Annotated in this window: 16 protein-coding genes; 12 read left to right on the top strand and 4 right to left on the bottom strand. The window is 37.1% G+C overall.

All coding sequences use genetic code 11. The features are described from left to right. The first annotated feature begins 10 nt into the window (after window positions 1–10). The 10 genes from FNW21_RS14680 to FNW21_RS16455 all read left to right on the top strand — a co-directional run bounded on the left by FNW21_RS14680 (window position 11) and on the right by FNW21_RS16455 (window position 6,143). Entirely contained in the window at window positions 11–679 is a 669-nt protein-coding gene (locus FNW21_RS14680) for a DNA-binding transcriptional response regulator (protein ID WP_144257510.1), read from the top strand. Between the two features lie 620 nt (window positions 680–1,299). Beyond that, on the top strand, window positions 1,300–1,563 hold the full coding sequence (locus FNW21_RS14675) for a hypothetical protein (RefSeq protein ID WP_144257509.1): 264 nt from the start codon (window positions 1,300–1,302) through the stop codon (window positions 1,561–1,563). Then, window positions 1,547–1,825, top strand: coding sequence for a hypothetical protein (locus tag FNW21_RS14670; protein WP_144257508.1), 279 nt, complete (start codon window positions 1,547–1,549; stop codon window positions 1,823–1,825). Before FNW21_RS14675 ends, FNW21_RS14670 begins: the two co-directional genes overlap by 17 nt. Window positions 1,826–1,874: 49 nt before the next feature. Further along, complete coding sequence (locus FNW21_RS14665) at window positions 1,875–2,192, top strand: DUF6567 family protein (RefSeq protein ID WP_144257507.1); 318 nt, start codon at window positions 1,875–1,877, stop codon at window positions 2,190–2,192. 198 nt (window positions 2,193–2,390) lie between these two features. Beyond that, window positions 2,391–2,594 carry a hypothetical protein gene (locus tag FNW21_RS14660; RefSeq protein WP_144257506.1) on the top strand — a complete coding sequence of 68 codons (204 nt, stop codon included), beginning with the start codon at window positions 2,391–2,393 and terminating at the stop codon, window positions 2,592–2,594. A gap of 261 nt (window positions 2,595–2,855) precedes the next feature. Beyond that, window positions 2,856–3,122, top strand: a complete 267-nt coding sequence (locus FNW21_RS16390) for a hypothetical protein (protein WP_185963943.1) — start codon at window positions 2,856–2,858, stop codon at window positions 3,120–3,122. A 45-nt stretch (window positions 3,123–3,167) separates the two neighbouring features. Next, entirely contained in the window at window positions 3,168–3,578 is a 411-nt protein-coding gene (locus FNW21_RS14650) for a hypothetical protein (RefSeq protein WP_144257505.1), read from the top strand. Between the two features lie 3 nt (window positions 3,579–3,581). Then, entirely contained in the window at window positions 3,582–4,847 is a 1,266-nt protein-coding gene (locus FNW21_RS14645; RefSeq protein ID WP_144257504.1) for an ABC transporter permease, read from the top strand. Between the two features lie 6 nt (window positions 4,848–4,853). Further along, window positions 4,854–5,762 carry a hypothetical protein gene (locus FNW21_RS14640; RefSeq protein ID WP_144257503.1) on the top strand — a complete coding sequence of 303 codons (909 nt, stop codon included), beginning with the start codon at window positions 4,854–4,856 and terminating at the stop codon, window positions 5,760–5,762. A gap of 240 nt (window positions 5,763–6,002) precedes the next feature. Next, on the top strand, window positions 6,003–6,143 hold the full coding sequence (locus FNW21_RS16455; RefSeq protein ID WP_221932068.1) for a hypothetical protein: 141 nt from the start codon (window positions 6,003–6,005) through the stop codon (window positions 6,141–6,143). A gap of 85 nt (window positions 6,144–6,228) precedes the next feature. Here FNW21_RS16455 and FNW21_RS14635 read toward each other — a convergent pair whose 3' ends face one another. Both FNW21_RS14635 and FNW21_RS16385 read right to left on the bottom strand, forming a co-directional pair. Then, complete coding sequence (locus FNW21_RS14635) at window positions 6,229–6,555, bottom strand: hypothetical protein (RefSeq protein ID WP_144257502.1); 327 nt, start codon at window positions 6,553–6,555, stop codon at window positions 6,229–6,231. 41 nt (window positions 6,556–6,596) lie between these two features. Further along, a complete protein-coding gene (locus FNW21_RS16385; protein ID WP_185963942.1) occupies window positions 6,597–6,758 on the bottom strand; it encodes a hypothetical protein in 162 nt (53 codons plus the stop codon). Between the two features lie 437 nt (window positions 6,759–7,195). Between FNW21_RS16385 and FNW21_RS14630 the strand changes: the two genes are divergently transcribed. After that, entirely contained in the window at window positions 7,196–7,996 is an 801-nt protein-coding gene (locus FNW21_RS14630; RefSeq protein ID WP_144257501.1) for an endonuclease/exonuclease/phosphatase family protein, read from the top strand. 18 nt (window positions 7,997–8,014) lie between these two features. Here the strand turns inward: FNW21_RS14630 and FNW21_RS14625 are convergent, their stop codons facing one another. Next, window positions 8,015–8,857, bottom strand: coding sequence for an isoaspartyl peptidase/L-asparaginase (locus FNW21_RS14625; RefSeq protein WP_144257500.1), 843 nt, complete (start codon window positions 8,855–8,857; stop codon window positions 8,015–8,017). Between the two features lie 217 nt (window positions 8,858–9,074). After that, window positions 9,075–9,947: a cyanophycinase gene (locus FNW21_RS14620; protein WP_144257499.1), complete on the bottom strand. Its 873-nt coding sequence runs from the start codon at window positions 9,945–9,947 to the stop codon at window positions 9,075–9,077. 226 nt (window positions 9,948–10,173) lie between these two features. Here FNW21_RS14620 and cphA point away from each other — a divergent pair, with 226 nt between their 5' ends. Then, on the top strand, window positions 10,174–12,798 hold the full coding sequence (gene cphA, locus FNW21_RS14615) for a cyanophycin synthetase (RefSeq protein ID WP_144257498.1): 2,625 nt from the start codon (window positions 10,174–10,176) through the stop codon (window positions 12,796–12,798). Window positions 12,799–12,908 lie beyond the last annotated feature (110 nt).

Here is a 12,908-nt window from a genome sequence, read left to right as displayed (position 1 = left end):
AAGTATTTATATGTTCCAAAAAGTATTAGTTGCCGAGGATTTAGACACGATTAGCCTAGCGGTGGTGCAGGCGCTAGAGGAACTAGAAATTGTAGCCATTCATCATGCTAAATATTGCGATGAAGCTTTTCTTAAAATCAAAAGAGCCCTTCACGATGGCGTTCCTTATGATTTACTAATAAGTGATTTGTCGTTCAAAACGGATCATCGGGACACCATTTTAGGGTCGGGTGAGGCACTTATAGAAGCCATCAAGAAAGTACAACCTGACTTGAAAATCATCGTTTTTTCGATAGAAGACAAATCATTCCGAATTCAGAATCTTTTCAAAACACTGGGAATCAACGCCTATATTTCCAAAGGGCGCAACAGCATTCCTGAACTTCAAAAAACGGTACATCGGGTGTATGCGAACAACCTACAGCTCGTTTCGCCTGAACTGGCACATGCGCTGCGAGACAAAACTATTTTTGAAATTGAAGCCTACGATATTGCTCTTTTGAAAGCATTATCCAAAGGGCTGACGCTAGAAGAAATAGCCGAAGAATTCAAAACACTAGGCTTTGTTCCTAATGGCATGAGCAGTTTAGAAAAAAGAATTAATAAGCTTAAGGTGTACTTCAAAGCCAATAATAATGTTCATTTGATTGCGCTGGCCAAAGATTTGGGCTTGGTGTGAACACTTCGCTCCTCACAGGAAAGGCAAACACTTTTAAAATTTAACCACAAATTTCACAAATTAAGTAATAGTCATGGTATAATGGTGTGTTTTAAAATCAGATGAAGTTTTTTAATTAGCTCATATATAATTATTTTCATTGCAATTGCTTCTTTTGACTTTACGACATTTAAACTTTCGACTTCCTTAAGTAACGGTTACAATCTAATTTCGCATTGTAAGGCACCCGATTTCTTTAACACAGATTTGCTTCACCAGTTCGCTTCGCTCGGGTCACAGATTAGCAAAGATTAATTCTTTACCGGACTTTAAAAATCTTTTTAATCCTTACAATCTGTAGCAAAAACTCTTTTACTACTTGCGACAATAGCTATTTTTTGCTACTTAAGTCAAAAATAATTCACGAAAATTCTCTGTTTTCGAGTAAATCCTTGAAATTCGGAGCCACTTTTTTTCCTTTTTAAGGATGTTTGCCCTACCCATTTTTGCCTGAAAAATCCTTTTTCAAAAAAAAATTAAAAAAAAACACTTCCCATACGGTTTCCCGTAAGGATATCCTTTTTATTGCCTTTACTTTTGGTTCGACATAAAAAACTGTTGCTTTTAGTAGTGCCAAAACAATGAAAAACGAACCAATTCCAGATCCCAAATGGGAACAACTCCTACTTGATTGCAATGCGTATCTCAAGGGATATATTGCGCATTACAAAAAAGCACTCCAAGGCAATTGCAATTCGGTTACAAAATACTTGGCTCTCAAAGACCAGTTTGAGAAAACCTTTTTGGTTTTGGAAAAAAGCCAACAAAACGGGCATTTATCCCTCGTGCAACAACAAAAATTAGTGAAAATCCAAATGAAATTAATCTATGCCATCAATAGCTAAAAACCGTAGTAGGAGTTTGTTTCTGGGAGGTACCCTTCTTTTGGCACTACTGCTTTGGGCATGTCATGAAAAAAAAACCAACACTACCAACGATACTTTTAAGAACAATCCCGAAACCAAAAAGTATAAGTTCGATGAGAATGTGCCACCAAAACCGGAACTCAAAAAAAACAATCCAAAAGGAGTTTCCTCCCGACACCGAAAAGGAAAAATTAGTTGTGGCGACACTATCTTGAAACAGAATAGTGTTGTTGAACAATGAAAAGCAGTAGCATTAAAAATACAAACCAAGCCCAATTAAAAATATTTTTATGAGTAGCAGTGACATCCCAGAACTAATTAGTGCTGTAAACACCTCCCAAACGAACACTTTTGTAGCCACAAAACCGTATACGATAATCGCCAAAATAAGTGGTGTCTCCACAGCGATTCGATTTTTGGGAATTGGCAGCGTATCGAACAAAGCGTTGCTCGAAAAAGCAAAAAGTAAGATGATGGCACATGCCCATTTGAGTGGTGGCAAAGCAGTAATCGATTTTGCACATACCCAACAACGCCGCGGATTTTTGCCTTTTTATTCCAAAACTATCCTAACCGCTACGGCATACGTCATAGAGTTTGTGGAATAATTCCCCATTATAGTGTTGCTTGATTGGTGCTCTTTGCAACGGTACACAAGTCCTATTGGTTAGTGAATGTGGTGTTTGAAATAAGGGGATGCGAAAAAATAATTTACTTTTTTTAGGGCTAATGAGGAATACCGTAAGGATTGATGATTTGGGGGTTGTAGGTTTGGGGGATTATTAAAACAATTAAAATAAAAAACTATGAAGTATTATGTAAACAACAAAGCGCAATCAAATGGAGATCATGAAGTTCACACTGATGACTGCAATTATTTACCTAGCTTAATAAACAGAAAGGATTTAGGCAAACATACAAACTGTAAATTAGCTGTTGCAGAAGCTAAAAAAATGTATTCAAAATCAAATGGATGCTATTATTGTTCTAAAGATTGTCATACTTCTTAAATGGGATTTCGATTTTCAAAAAGAATTAACCTTGGCGGAGGATTAGGGTTAAACATCAGTAAATCTGTAATTTATCCCAGTCTACGAACTAAAGGAGGAACAATTAGTAATAAAGGTTTTTCTGTTAGAACAGGAATTTCGGGAGTTACATATAGAAAACCATTTAATTCATCCAAATCAAGTGGTTGTCTTTTAACATTAATACTATACTTAAGTATTGGTGAACTATTTTATCAAATTTTGAAATAACAGAATTAAATTATGAAAAAGTATATAAATACATTGTTGTTACTATTATTTACGACTGTGGTTTTTAGTCAAACAATTTCTGAAAAACTTATTGCCTCAACATCAGAAAGTAGAGGATGTACAGGTAGTGAATTTTGTAGTGCCTGTAAAAACTGCTCTGGCTGTAAGAACTGTGCAAAAGAAGGAGGGACATGTGGAGTTTGTACTCCTACTCCAAGAAATAAACCAACACGTATAAAAAAGAAAGCCAAAACTTCTAAAAGAGGTATAAAGCAGTAATTATAAACGAACCAATCAATTTAAAAAAAGTAATTCCTAAAAAATATGAATCCAAATACTACAATGACTATTCAGCTAAAAAGCCATTTTCTTCGGCTTTATCAAATGGCTCTAACAGATGACAATTTTGACGTTCTTGAACTCCAAATGTTATATCATTTTGCAGAAGAAAGAGGAATTCCAAAAGAAGAATTGGATAAATTATTTCTTAACCCTGTTAATCAAGAATCCAGCATCCCCGGGGATCTTGCTACAAGAATTGAATACTTGTATGATTTGACAAGAATAATGTGGGCTGACAAAAAAATAAATGACGATGAACTAAATACATTAAAAAAGTATTGTCTAAAATTTGAGTTTTTAGATGAAAATATAGATGAATTAGTAAACTATCTGATTGATTGTGTAAAAAAGGGAATTGATAAAAGAGAAATTATAAACCAGTTAAACGCTTAACTTATGAAATCAATACAGCAATTATTTAGCTTAAAAAAAGTTGAGGAGCCCCAAGCAAATCTGTTTGAAGAAACTCAAGAAGACAGAGAACAAATAAGAATTACATACTATCAAAGTGGATTCGCCGCTTCAATGAAAGCCACTGGAAAGCCTATTGTATTAAGAGCATGCTTACAAAATTTATTTAGCAGCTTTGAAGACCAATGTAGAAAGCAAATACTTGAACAAGAAAAGCTAAAACAACCTTATAAAGAAGAACAAGAAAAAAGCAGAACGGAACTTAAAAAATATGAAACTGCAATTGGAATATATGAACAAAAAGAGCACGATTTTAATCAAAACATAGACAAAACACAACAAGAAATAGTTGATGTGAAAGTAAATCCAAAAAAATATATTGACGAAGGCAAAGGGCAAAAAGCGCAATTTTATGTTGGATTAACACTCATATTACCCATAACACTATATTTATTAGTGTTTTACATTTCCGCGTCTTATTCTGCCTTCTTCAAAGAATTTTCCGATGATAGTTTAACAGCTGCAATTTTTGATGCAAATGCACTAACAAATTCATTTAAAGCTAGTTGGTTAGAAGGTGTTTTAGTAATTACAATTCCATTTGTCTTTATGGGATTAGGGTATATTATACATATGGTACAAAAAGGGAAAGGAGTAAAAAACATTTTTAGAATGATAGCATTATTTACGACAACTTTCCTTTTTGATGGATTATTAGCATACATAATTGAAAAAAAAATATATGATTTCAACAAAACTCTAGACTCTTCTGCTTATAATTTAAGAATTGCATTAGAACAAGCTGAATTTTGGATGATAATTTTCGCAGGCTTTGTTGTGTACATTATTTGGGGTTTAGTGTTTGATTTTGTTATGAAAGAATACGAAAACATGGATAAAATTAGAGTTTTTATTCGTGGAAAAAGAGAAGAGCTAACTAATTTAGAAAAAGTAAAATTAGAAAACTCAAACAAAATAAATGATTTTAAACAACAAGTTGTCACTATAAATGGCGCAATAAAAGTTATGCAATCTAAAATTGATGGATTTGTTTTTCCTGTCAAAGAGTATCTCAATTATCACCATCAATATAAAGAAGGGTGGTATCAAGCAATAGGAACTGAAATTGCTTTACCTCATAAAGAAAAAGAGGAATTGTTAGAAAACTGTGAGTTAACCTCTTTAGAACATCTTAAACAATTAAATCTAATTGATCCTGACTTCCAACACCTAGTATACTCAAAAATATAAATAATCATGAAAATAAATATAAAATTCATTCTATTAATAGTAATCACATCTTTTTTGGGTTCATGCAAAAATCAAGAAAAAGATGAAAAAGAAGAAACGATAGAAACTCCAAAAACAAAAGATGTTTCTGACAATTTAAATATTAGTTTACTTCTAGATTTGTCTGACAGGATAAGCCCTACAAAATATCCAAACCTTACAATGGAATTCTATCTTCGGGATGTAGGGTATATCAATTCGGTTTCAGACGCTTTTACTGAACATATTAGAACTAAAAAAGTAGTAAGAGCAAATGATAAAATTCAATTATTTTTTGACCCAGCTCCATTTAATCCAGAAATCAATAAAATATCAAAAGATTTAAAAATAGAAATTAATAAAAACAATATTAGTAAAGAACTCATAAATAAAACCAAAACAATTTATGCAACTGATCCTTTAAAAATTTATGATTTAGCCATTAAAGACCAGCATTACATAGGATCAGATACTTGGAAATTCTTTAAAGATAAAGTTAACGATTATTGCATAGAAGATAATTATAGAAACATTCTTGTCATATTAACTGATGGTTATATTTATTTTGAAAACTCAAAAATAAAAGAAGCTAATTTGACAACATATCTAACACCAGAATTGATTAGAGTAAATAAATTAAATAGTTCTGATTGGAGTCAAAAATTAACAAATCAACAATTAGGATTTATAAAAGCAAATAATGACTTATCGAATCTTGAAATTCTTGTTTTAGGTATTAACCCAAATCCCAAAAATCCATATGAGGAAGATGTTATAAAAGCATATTGGACAAATTGGTTTGAATCTATGAAAGTAAAAAGATACGAAATAAGGAATGCCGATTTACCTTCTAATATAAATAAGGTAATTAAGGATTTTATTTTGAAAAGTAAATAAACAATAACCAAATATCAAATTAATTATGAAAAAAATAGTTCGTCTACTAACCCTGATATTACTTTTTATAAGTATCAGTATTAATGCCCAAAGTGGTCATTATAAAAATGGAAAAGGAAGTTCCCATAAAGGAGGTTCGTACAAAAATTCTAGTACTCACAATCATTATAAAAAAAGGAAATATTAAATGATGATTTTATTAAAACCAAAATCACATCAACTAGCTCAAAACCCTCATACATGAGGTTGTCTACCTCAAATATGACCTCACTAATGTCAAATTTGACGGTACAAGACGTCATTTTTGAGGTACAAGACGTCAAATTTGACCCTCATGACGGCATAAGTGGCGCAAACAACGTCAGGAATGACGTTGCATAGCTCAAATTTGACGTTTTGGGCGAATGCCAAAAAAAATCCCTCCAGAATGTAACTTCTAGAGGGATACTAAAAACGCTAATTGTAACTACTCCGTAGTAGTTGGCGGTGTTGTAGGGGTGGGAGTAGTTGGTGCTGCAGGGGTGGTATCGGTGGTATTGGTAGTCCCCGTTCTATTAAAAAATTGAGACAACTCGTCTACTTTTATCTCATAACCTGCCACTTTAGTACTCATTTTGTATTTACTGTAATCGTAATCCGTTGATGAGGCGCGGTAGCAGTCAAAGTCATGCATGATTTTGTTATTGCCCAGACTTTTGGACAAGCTCTCTAGTCGGGCTATTGTGGCTTGAATAAAATCACGGGAATCAACATCGTTCTGGAACTCCACCCAATCCACATCAGGACTGCTCAAAGCAGGCTGGTTGAGTCTAAAATCCTTTACTTTGTTAATGATTAATTTGTTTTTTCATTAACACTACCAAATCGACTTCTCTCCTCTGGCGAAAGGTTCTTAAATTTAGCGGAAAGTGCGGTTTCAATGGATGTTAAACTTGTTCCAATTGCGGTTTTTTCGGCTGCGGTGTAGTGCAGTCCATTCAAATTTTCTAAAGGCATAATTAAAGGTTTTAAATTGATTACTAAATAATTCTTTTCAAAATTGAACTATTTTACTATAAAAAAAAATCCCTACAAATGGGGATTTTTCAATTATTTTCAAAAGCGTAAAAAGGGGTATAACTCGTGCTTTTTGATGGTGTTTTAAGAGTGTTTGTTTTAACTATAGTACTAAATTTGAATCGATCAATTTAGAAAATGAATAATTATTAGGCACTATCATTTCAAAAATGAACTTTACTCTACTTACCTTTCAGCTATTAACTTCATTACAATTAGACAATACTCTTATTTATACAAAATTATCGCATATCGAAATATGCGATATTACTTTATAACACACTATAAAACAAAACAATAATACATAATATCGCATATCGCAATATGCGATAATACCCAACAAAACACTTTAATACCGTATTATAAATTATACTTTGATGACAAAAAAACTCCTCGTATTCTTTTTTATAACCTGCCAAGCCTTCTCCCAGACCAAACTACTATCGTGGAATCTCGAAAATTTTGGGCAATCGAAATCCGATTCCGAGATTGCTTTTATAGCCAATACGCTAAAAGAATATGATATTATTGCCCTACAAGAAGTGGTGGCGGGCTATGGCGGTGCACAAGCAGTAGCTAGACTTGCCGACGAACTCAACCGCAAAGGAGCCAAATGGGATTATGCTGTAAGCGACCCAACGACGAGCAGTGCCTATAAAACAGAACGGTATGCGTTTTTATGGAAAACAAGTGCGGTAAAACTAAAAGGAAAACCTTGGTTGGAGCAAAAGTTAACGCTCGAAATAGACCGAGAACCTTATTATGCAACCTTTGCCATTGCAGGAAAAACGATTACCATTGCCAATTTTCACGCCATTACCAAAAACAAGCAACCGGAAACGGAAATCAAATATTTTAAGTTTTTACCAGCCGAATATCCTACATTGCACTTGGTTTTTGTGGGTGATTTCAATTGTCCACAATCGCATACGGTATTTAATCCGTTGCGAAAAATGGGGTATGCATCGACACTAGTGAACCAAAAAACGTCGCTAAAAAAAGCGTGTGTCGCAGGAAATTGCTTGGCGTCGGAATTTGACAATGTGTATTATGAGACGACTCAAATTAAAGGTACAAACGCAGGTGTTATTCCGTTTTACAACAGCTTTCCCACCCTTGCCGATGCCCGAAAAATATCCGACCACATCCCTATTTGGTTTGAATTTTTGCTTAATTGAGTATCCAATCCCCTTTTATTACTGGAAAACTTCCAAATGCGCTCCATCATAACTGGCAAAAACCATGGTGGGATGCGAATCTTGATGAAAAATAGTTCCGTGACTATCAATGGCTATGGCACCTGCAAAACCATCATAGGGTTTTAACTCGGCAAATGTTTTTTGGAACGCTTTGTCTAATGCAAATCCATCCGTGACACGTGTTACAATTTTGGCAGCTGTGGCATTGCTTACAATATCCTCGCCAACTCCAGTTAGACTCACTCCGCAAAATTCATTGGCATAATTTCCAGCCACGGTAGCCGAGTCCGAAATTCGTCCCGGAATTTCAAAGCCTTTGCCGCCTGTGGAGGTGGCAACTGCAATTTTCCCCTGGCTATCTATAGCGACACAACCCACGGTTCCGGTGCCTAGTGATTTTAGTTTGGCTTCATATTCGGAGCGGCGTTGTGGGATTTCGGTCGAAAAGGATTCAAAACCGTTTTGGCGTGCAAACTGGGTGGCACCGTTACCGCCTAGGATTCGATCGTCTACTTGGAGTAATTTTTGGGCGACATGAACTGGATTTTTCACGTCTTGAATGTTGATGACACCGCTCATTTTTTGGGTTTCGCCATCCATAATAGCGGCACTCATCCTGATTTTTCCGTCGCTTTGTATTTGCGAACCTATTCCTGCGTTGAACAATTCATCGTTTTCGAGGAGTGCAACGGCATAGACAACGGTTTCTAGCGCCGAATGTGTTGTTAAAAAAGCGTAGGAATCTGTAACAATTTGTTCCAAAGCTTGTTGTTTAGCCACTTTGGTTTCGTGATTGGTAGCAGACTCGGAGAAGAATCCACCGTGAATAATGAGTTTCATTTGGTTTACTTTAGGAGGTAGGTATGGTTAAGGAACGAGTTGCTGTGGTGTTCGCGCGTGAGGGATAGGAGCTGACCGCCATAGCGGTGCGGATAGCCCGACAGCAGTAGCAAAAGGGGCAACTAGCAGGGCTCGTGAATAGCCCCTTTTGCTACTGGTGGCACGCCCAAATTAGTGTTTTTAGTATGCCTTTTTTGTTACTAAAAAGCCGATTCACCTACACGTATTGCGAGGATTGAATGTGCATTTTGTGGGTTTCGAGATTGAACGTATCGTGCTTGCTCATGACGTGGGTGACCAAATGGTTGATGGATATGGGTTGCCCCAGCTCGACTTGGGTTAGGTTGGTGTCTTTTATTTCACGTCCGTCCACTAGAATTACCAGTCCGGAGCCTATGGCTTCCATTTGGGTATTGTGGGTGATGAGCAAACCGGTATCCTCGCCAAGTCCTATTCCCAGTACTTTGGGGTTGCCTACTACGGCTTGAAAGAGACGTCCAATGCGTCCTCGCTGTACAAAATGGGTGTCTATAATAACGCCGTCTATGAATCCTAATCCGCTGGAAATCTTGACTTCGCCTTTGAGCAATGCTTCGGAGCTGCTGCCTTGGTAAATCATATTGCTTGAGGCGGCGGCGGCTCCTGCCGAGGTGCCTGCATAGATGAATTCCTGGTTGTGGTATTTGTCTAAAAGGATGTCGTGAAAAGGGGTTCCGCCTAGAATGGAGGTCAAGCGCAACTGATCGCCGCCGGTAAACATGACCACATCGGCATTGCGGAGTCGTTCTAAAACGGCTTCTTCGGCGGCTTGTTCGCGTCGTTCGATATAGAGTACTCCTACGTTTTTGGCATCTAAATATTCAAATGCTTTGACGTATTCAGGACCAATTTCTTTTGGGATCACTGATGCGGTTGTGATGATTTCTATTCTTGAATTTTGGTTGTGTTTGGATTCTACTAGAATTCGCTTCAGGATTCCTGTTTCAAAAAAATTCAAATTATTAGCGGCATTTTTATCTAAATGGGTTTCGGTAAAACTACCTTTATCGACTGCGCCTCCTATTATTATTAATTTTCCTCGTATGTTCATTTTGTAAAAATAGCTAAAAAGATAGAGTAGGCAATTGTTGATGGTTTATTTTTCTGAAATATTATTGGCGGTGCTTTTTAGGCGTATTGCAATAATAAATTTTGATTTATACTTCAAAAATCATACATTAGTAGCATTATATCCCGTTTTTTATAACAATTCGAAAAGCAATCTTGTAAACCGCTAACGGTCATTTTGTTTTCAATTCGCCTTTAAATTCCATTTTATGAAAATAGTAAAAATACAAGCCCTTCGTGGCCCGAACATTTGGAGCATTCAACGCAAAAAATTAATCCAAATGCGATTGGATTTAGAAGAAATGGAGGCATTTCCCACCAATAAAATAGCAGGATTCAAGGAACGAATCGAGACCCTGTTTCCCACCATGATCGAGCACCGCTGCTCCGAAGGATGTCGTGGCGGTTTTTTTATGCGGGTAGAAAGAGGCACTTGGATGGGGCACGTAATTGAGCACATTGCACTCGAAATACAAACGCTGGCGGGAATGGAAACGGGTTTTGGACGCACGCGCGAAACCAAAACTCCAGGTACTTACAATGTCGTTTTTAGTTACACCGAGGAAAATGTGGGGCTTTTTGCAGCTGAATCAGCCGTGGCCATTGCCGAAGCGTTGATTGCTGGAACCGAATATGATTTGAATGCCGACTTACAAAAAATGCGTGAAATACGGGAGCGAGTGCGTCTTGGCCCAAGCACAGGCAGTATTGTAGAAGAGGCGGTTTCTAGAAACATTCCGTGGATTCGGTTGGGGACAAATTCCCTAGTACAACTGGGTTATGGGATCAATCAAATGCGTTTTCAGGCAACAATTACCTGTAAAACCAGTAGTATTGCCGTTGATATTGCCTGTAACAAAGAGTTGACCAAAAAAATGCTTGACATGGCATCGATTCCTGTTGCCAGCGGTAGCATTTGTGTAGACGAAACCGATCTAGCCAAAACTATTGAAAAAATTGGCTATCCCATAGTACTTAAACCACTTGATGGCAATCACGGAAAAGGTGCTTCGATCAATGTGACCAACTGGGAAGATGCTGCCTCGGGACTGCTTTTTGCACAACAATACAGCCGACGTGTAATTGTAGAAAAATTCATTACCGGTTTTGATTTCAGACTTTTGGTTATTGACAATAAATTGGTCGCTGCCGCAAAAAGAGTACCTGCTCACGTCATAGGAAACGGAAAAAATACAATCCAAGAATTAATAAACACCACCAATCTCGACCCACGAAGAGGCTATGGCCACGAAAATGTATTGACCCAAATTGATGTGGATCGCGACACCGAAGATTTACTGGAAAAACTAAACTATACGCTGGAAACGATTCCGAGAACTGGCGAAACGGTATTCCTAAAATCCACCGCCAATTTGAGTACTGGCGGTACCTCCGTAGATATTACCGATATGATGCACCCGGAAAACATATTCCTAGCCGAACGCATTTCTAGAGTCATAGGTTTAGACATTTGTGGTGTTGATATCATGGCCGAAAACCTCACACAACCCCTAAAAGAAAATGGTGGGGTAATACTCGAGGTCAATGCAGCTCCCGGATTTAGGATGCACCTTGCCCCCTCCGAAGGATTGCCGCGCAATGTGGCCTCGCCTGTAATTGATATGCTCTATCCTCCAGGAAAAACCTGCAGAATCCCAATTATTGCCGTTACGGGGACAAATGGCAAAACAACCACTACCCGACTTTTGGCTCATATTATAAAAAACAATGGGTACAAAGTAGGCTTTACCACATCGGATGGGATTTATATTCAAAATCACATGATGGAAAAAGGAGATACTACCGGACCCATAAGTGCCGAATATGTCTTGCGAGATCCAACCGTAGAATTTGCCGTTCTTGAAACTGCTCGTGGTGGCATCTTGCGTTCTGGATTGGGTTTTAGCAGTTGCGATATTGGAATTATCACTAATATTCAAGAGGATCATTTGGGTTTGAGCGACATTCATACGCTAGACGATTTGGCTCGTGTAAAAGCAACAGTTGTCAAGAGCATCAAGAAAGATGGCTGGGCAGTTTTGAACGCTGACGATGCCCATTGTGTGAAAATTGGCGCCGATTTAAACTGCAATGTTGCCTATTTTAGTCTTTCGGAGGAGAATCCGCTGATTCAAAAATTATGCAGCGAAGGCAAAATTGTTGCCGTTTATGAAAACGGGTATATTACCATCAAAAAAGGAGAATGGAAAATTCGTATTGAACGCGCCACGCATGTGCCATTGACCCTTGGCGGAAAAGCCAAATTTATGATTGCCAATGCACTTGCTGCTACTTTGGCAAGTTATTTGTGGGGTTTCAAAACCGAAGATATTAGCTTGTCCTTGCAAACTTTTATTCCAAGTGCTGCTCAAACTCCAGGGCGTATGAACATTTTTGAATTCAAAAAATTCAAAGTTCTCATCGATTTTGCTCATAATGCTTCTGGTTACAAAGGCGTGGAAGACTATTTACAAACGGTTTCGGCTACCAAAAAAATTGGAATTATTGCTGGCGTTGGAGATCGTAGGGATGAAGATATTAAAGAATGTGCCGCTATTGCTGCTCGCATGTTTGATCATATCATCATCCGACAAGAAAAATATTTACGCGGTCGAACCGAGGAAGAAATCATCAATCTCATTCTGGAAGGCATCAATACCACCGATAAAGTGGTGACTTATGAAATCATCCCAAAGGAAACAGAAGCCATTAGACACGCCATAAACAGCGCCGAAGAAGGCAGTTATATTACCGCCTTGAGTGATGTTGTGACCAATGCCATCGAAATTGTACAGGAATATTTAGACAAAGAAAATGAATCCGGAATGATTTAATTTTTTTTACTATCATTAAAAGCTACTGTAATAGGTAGTAATGGTCGGAAGAATAATCTTCCGACTTTTTTTGTTTTTTATTTATATATTTAACAATATTTTTCTTGTTT

The organism is Flavobacterium restrictum (genome assembly GCF_007097245.1).
Taxonomy (GTDB): Bacteria; Bacteroidota; Bacteroidia; order Flavobacteriales; family Flavobacteriaceae; genus Flavobacterium; species Flavobacterium restrictum.
This window is presented reverse-complemented; position numbering and strand designations above follow the sequence as displayed.

What these genes read in the sequence shown, in the direction of transcription:
- FNW21_RS14630 (WP_144257501.1), top strand. Translation starts at nt 7,196, where the DNA reads ATGACAAAAAAACTCCTCGTATTCTTTTTTATAACCTGCCAAGCCTTC.
- FNW21_RS16390 (WP_185963943.1), top strand. Translation starts at nt 2,856, where the DNA reads ATGAAAAAGTATATAAATACATTGTTGTTACTATTATTTACGACTGTG.
- FNW21_RS14660 (WP_144257506.1), top strand. Translation starts at nt 2,391, where the DNA reads ATGAAGTATTATGTAAACAACAAAGCGCAATCAAATGGAGATCATGAA.
- FNW21_RS14680 (WP_144257510.1), top strand. Translation starts at nt 11, where the DNA reads ATGTTCCAAAAAGTATTAGTTGCCGAGGATTTAGACACGATTAGCCTA.
- FNW21_RS14665 (WP_144257507.1), top strand. Translation starts at nt 1,875, where the DNA reads ATGAGTAGCAGTGACATCCCAGAACTAATTAGTGCTGTAAACACCTCC.
- FNW21_RS14625 (WP_144257500.1), bottom strand. Translation starts at nt 8,857, where the DNA reads ATGAAACTCATTATTCACGGTGGATTCTTCTCCGAGTCTGCTACCAAT.
- FNW21_RS14675 (WP_144257509.1), top strand. Translation starts at nt 1,300, where the DNA reads ATGAAAAACGAACCAATTCCAGATCCCAAATGGGAACAACTCCTACTT.
- FNW21_RS16385 (WP_185963942.1), bottom strand. Translation starts at nt 6,758, where the DNA reads ATGCCTTTAGAAAATTTGAATGGACTGCACTACACCGCAGCCGAAAAA.
- FNW21_RS14670 (WP_144257508.1), top strand. Translation starts at nt 1,547, where the DNA reads ATGCCATCAATAGCTAAAAACCGTAGTAGGAGTTTGTTTCTGGGAGGT.
- FNW21_RS14640 (WP_144257503.1), top strand. Translation starts at nt 4,854, where the DNA reads ATGAAAATAAATATAAAATTCATTCTATTAATAGTAATCACATCTTTT.
- FNW21_RS14650 (WP_144257505.1), top strand. Translation starts at nt 3,168, where the DNA reads ATGAATCCAAATACTACAATGACTATTCAGCTAAAAAGCCATTTTCTT.
- cphA (WP_144257498.1), top strand. Translation starts at nt 10,174, where the DNA reads ATGAAAATAGTAAAAATACAAGCCCTTCGTGGCCCGAACATTTGGAGC.
- FNW21_RS14645 (WP_144257504.1), top strand. Translation starts at nt 3,582, where the DNA reads ATGAAATCAATACAGCAATTATTTAGCTTAAAAAAAGTTGAGGAGCCC.
- FNW21_RS14620 (WP_144257499.1), bottom strand. Translation starts at nt 9,947, where the DNA reads ATGAACATACGAGGAAAATTAATAATAATAGGAGGCGCAGTCGATAAA.
- FNW21_RS16455 (WP_221932068.1), top strand. Translation starts at nt 6,003, where the DNA reads ATGAGGTTGTCTACCTCAAATATGACCTCACTAATGTCAAATTTGACG.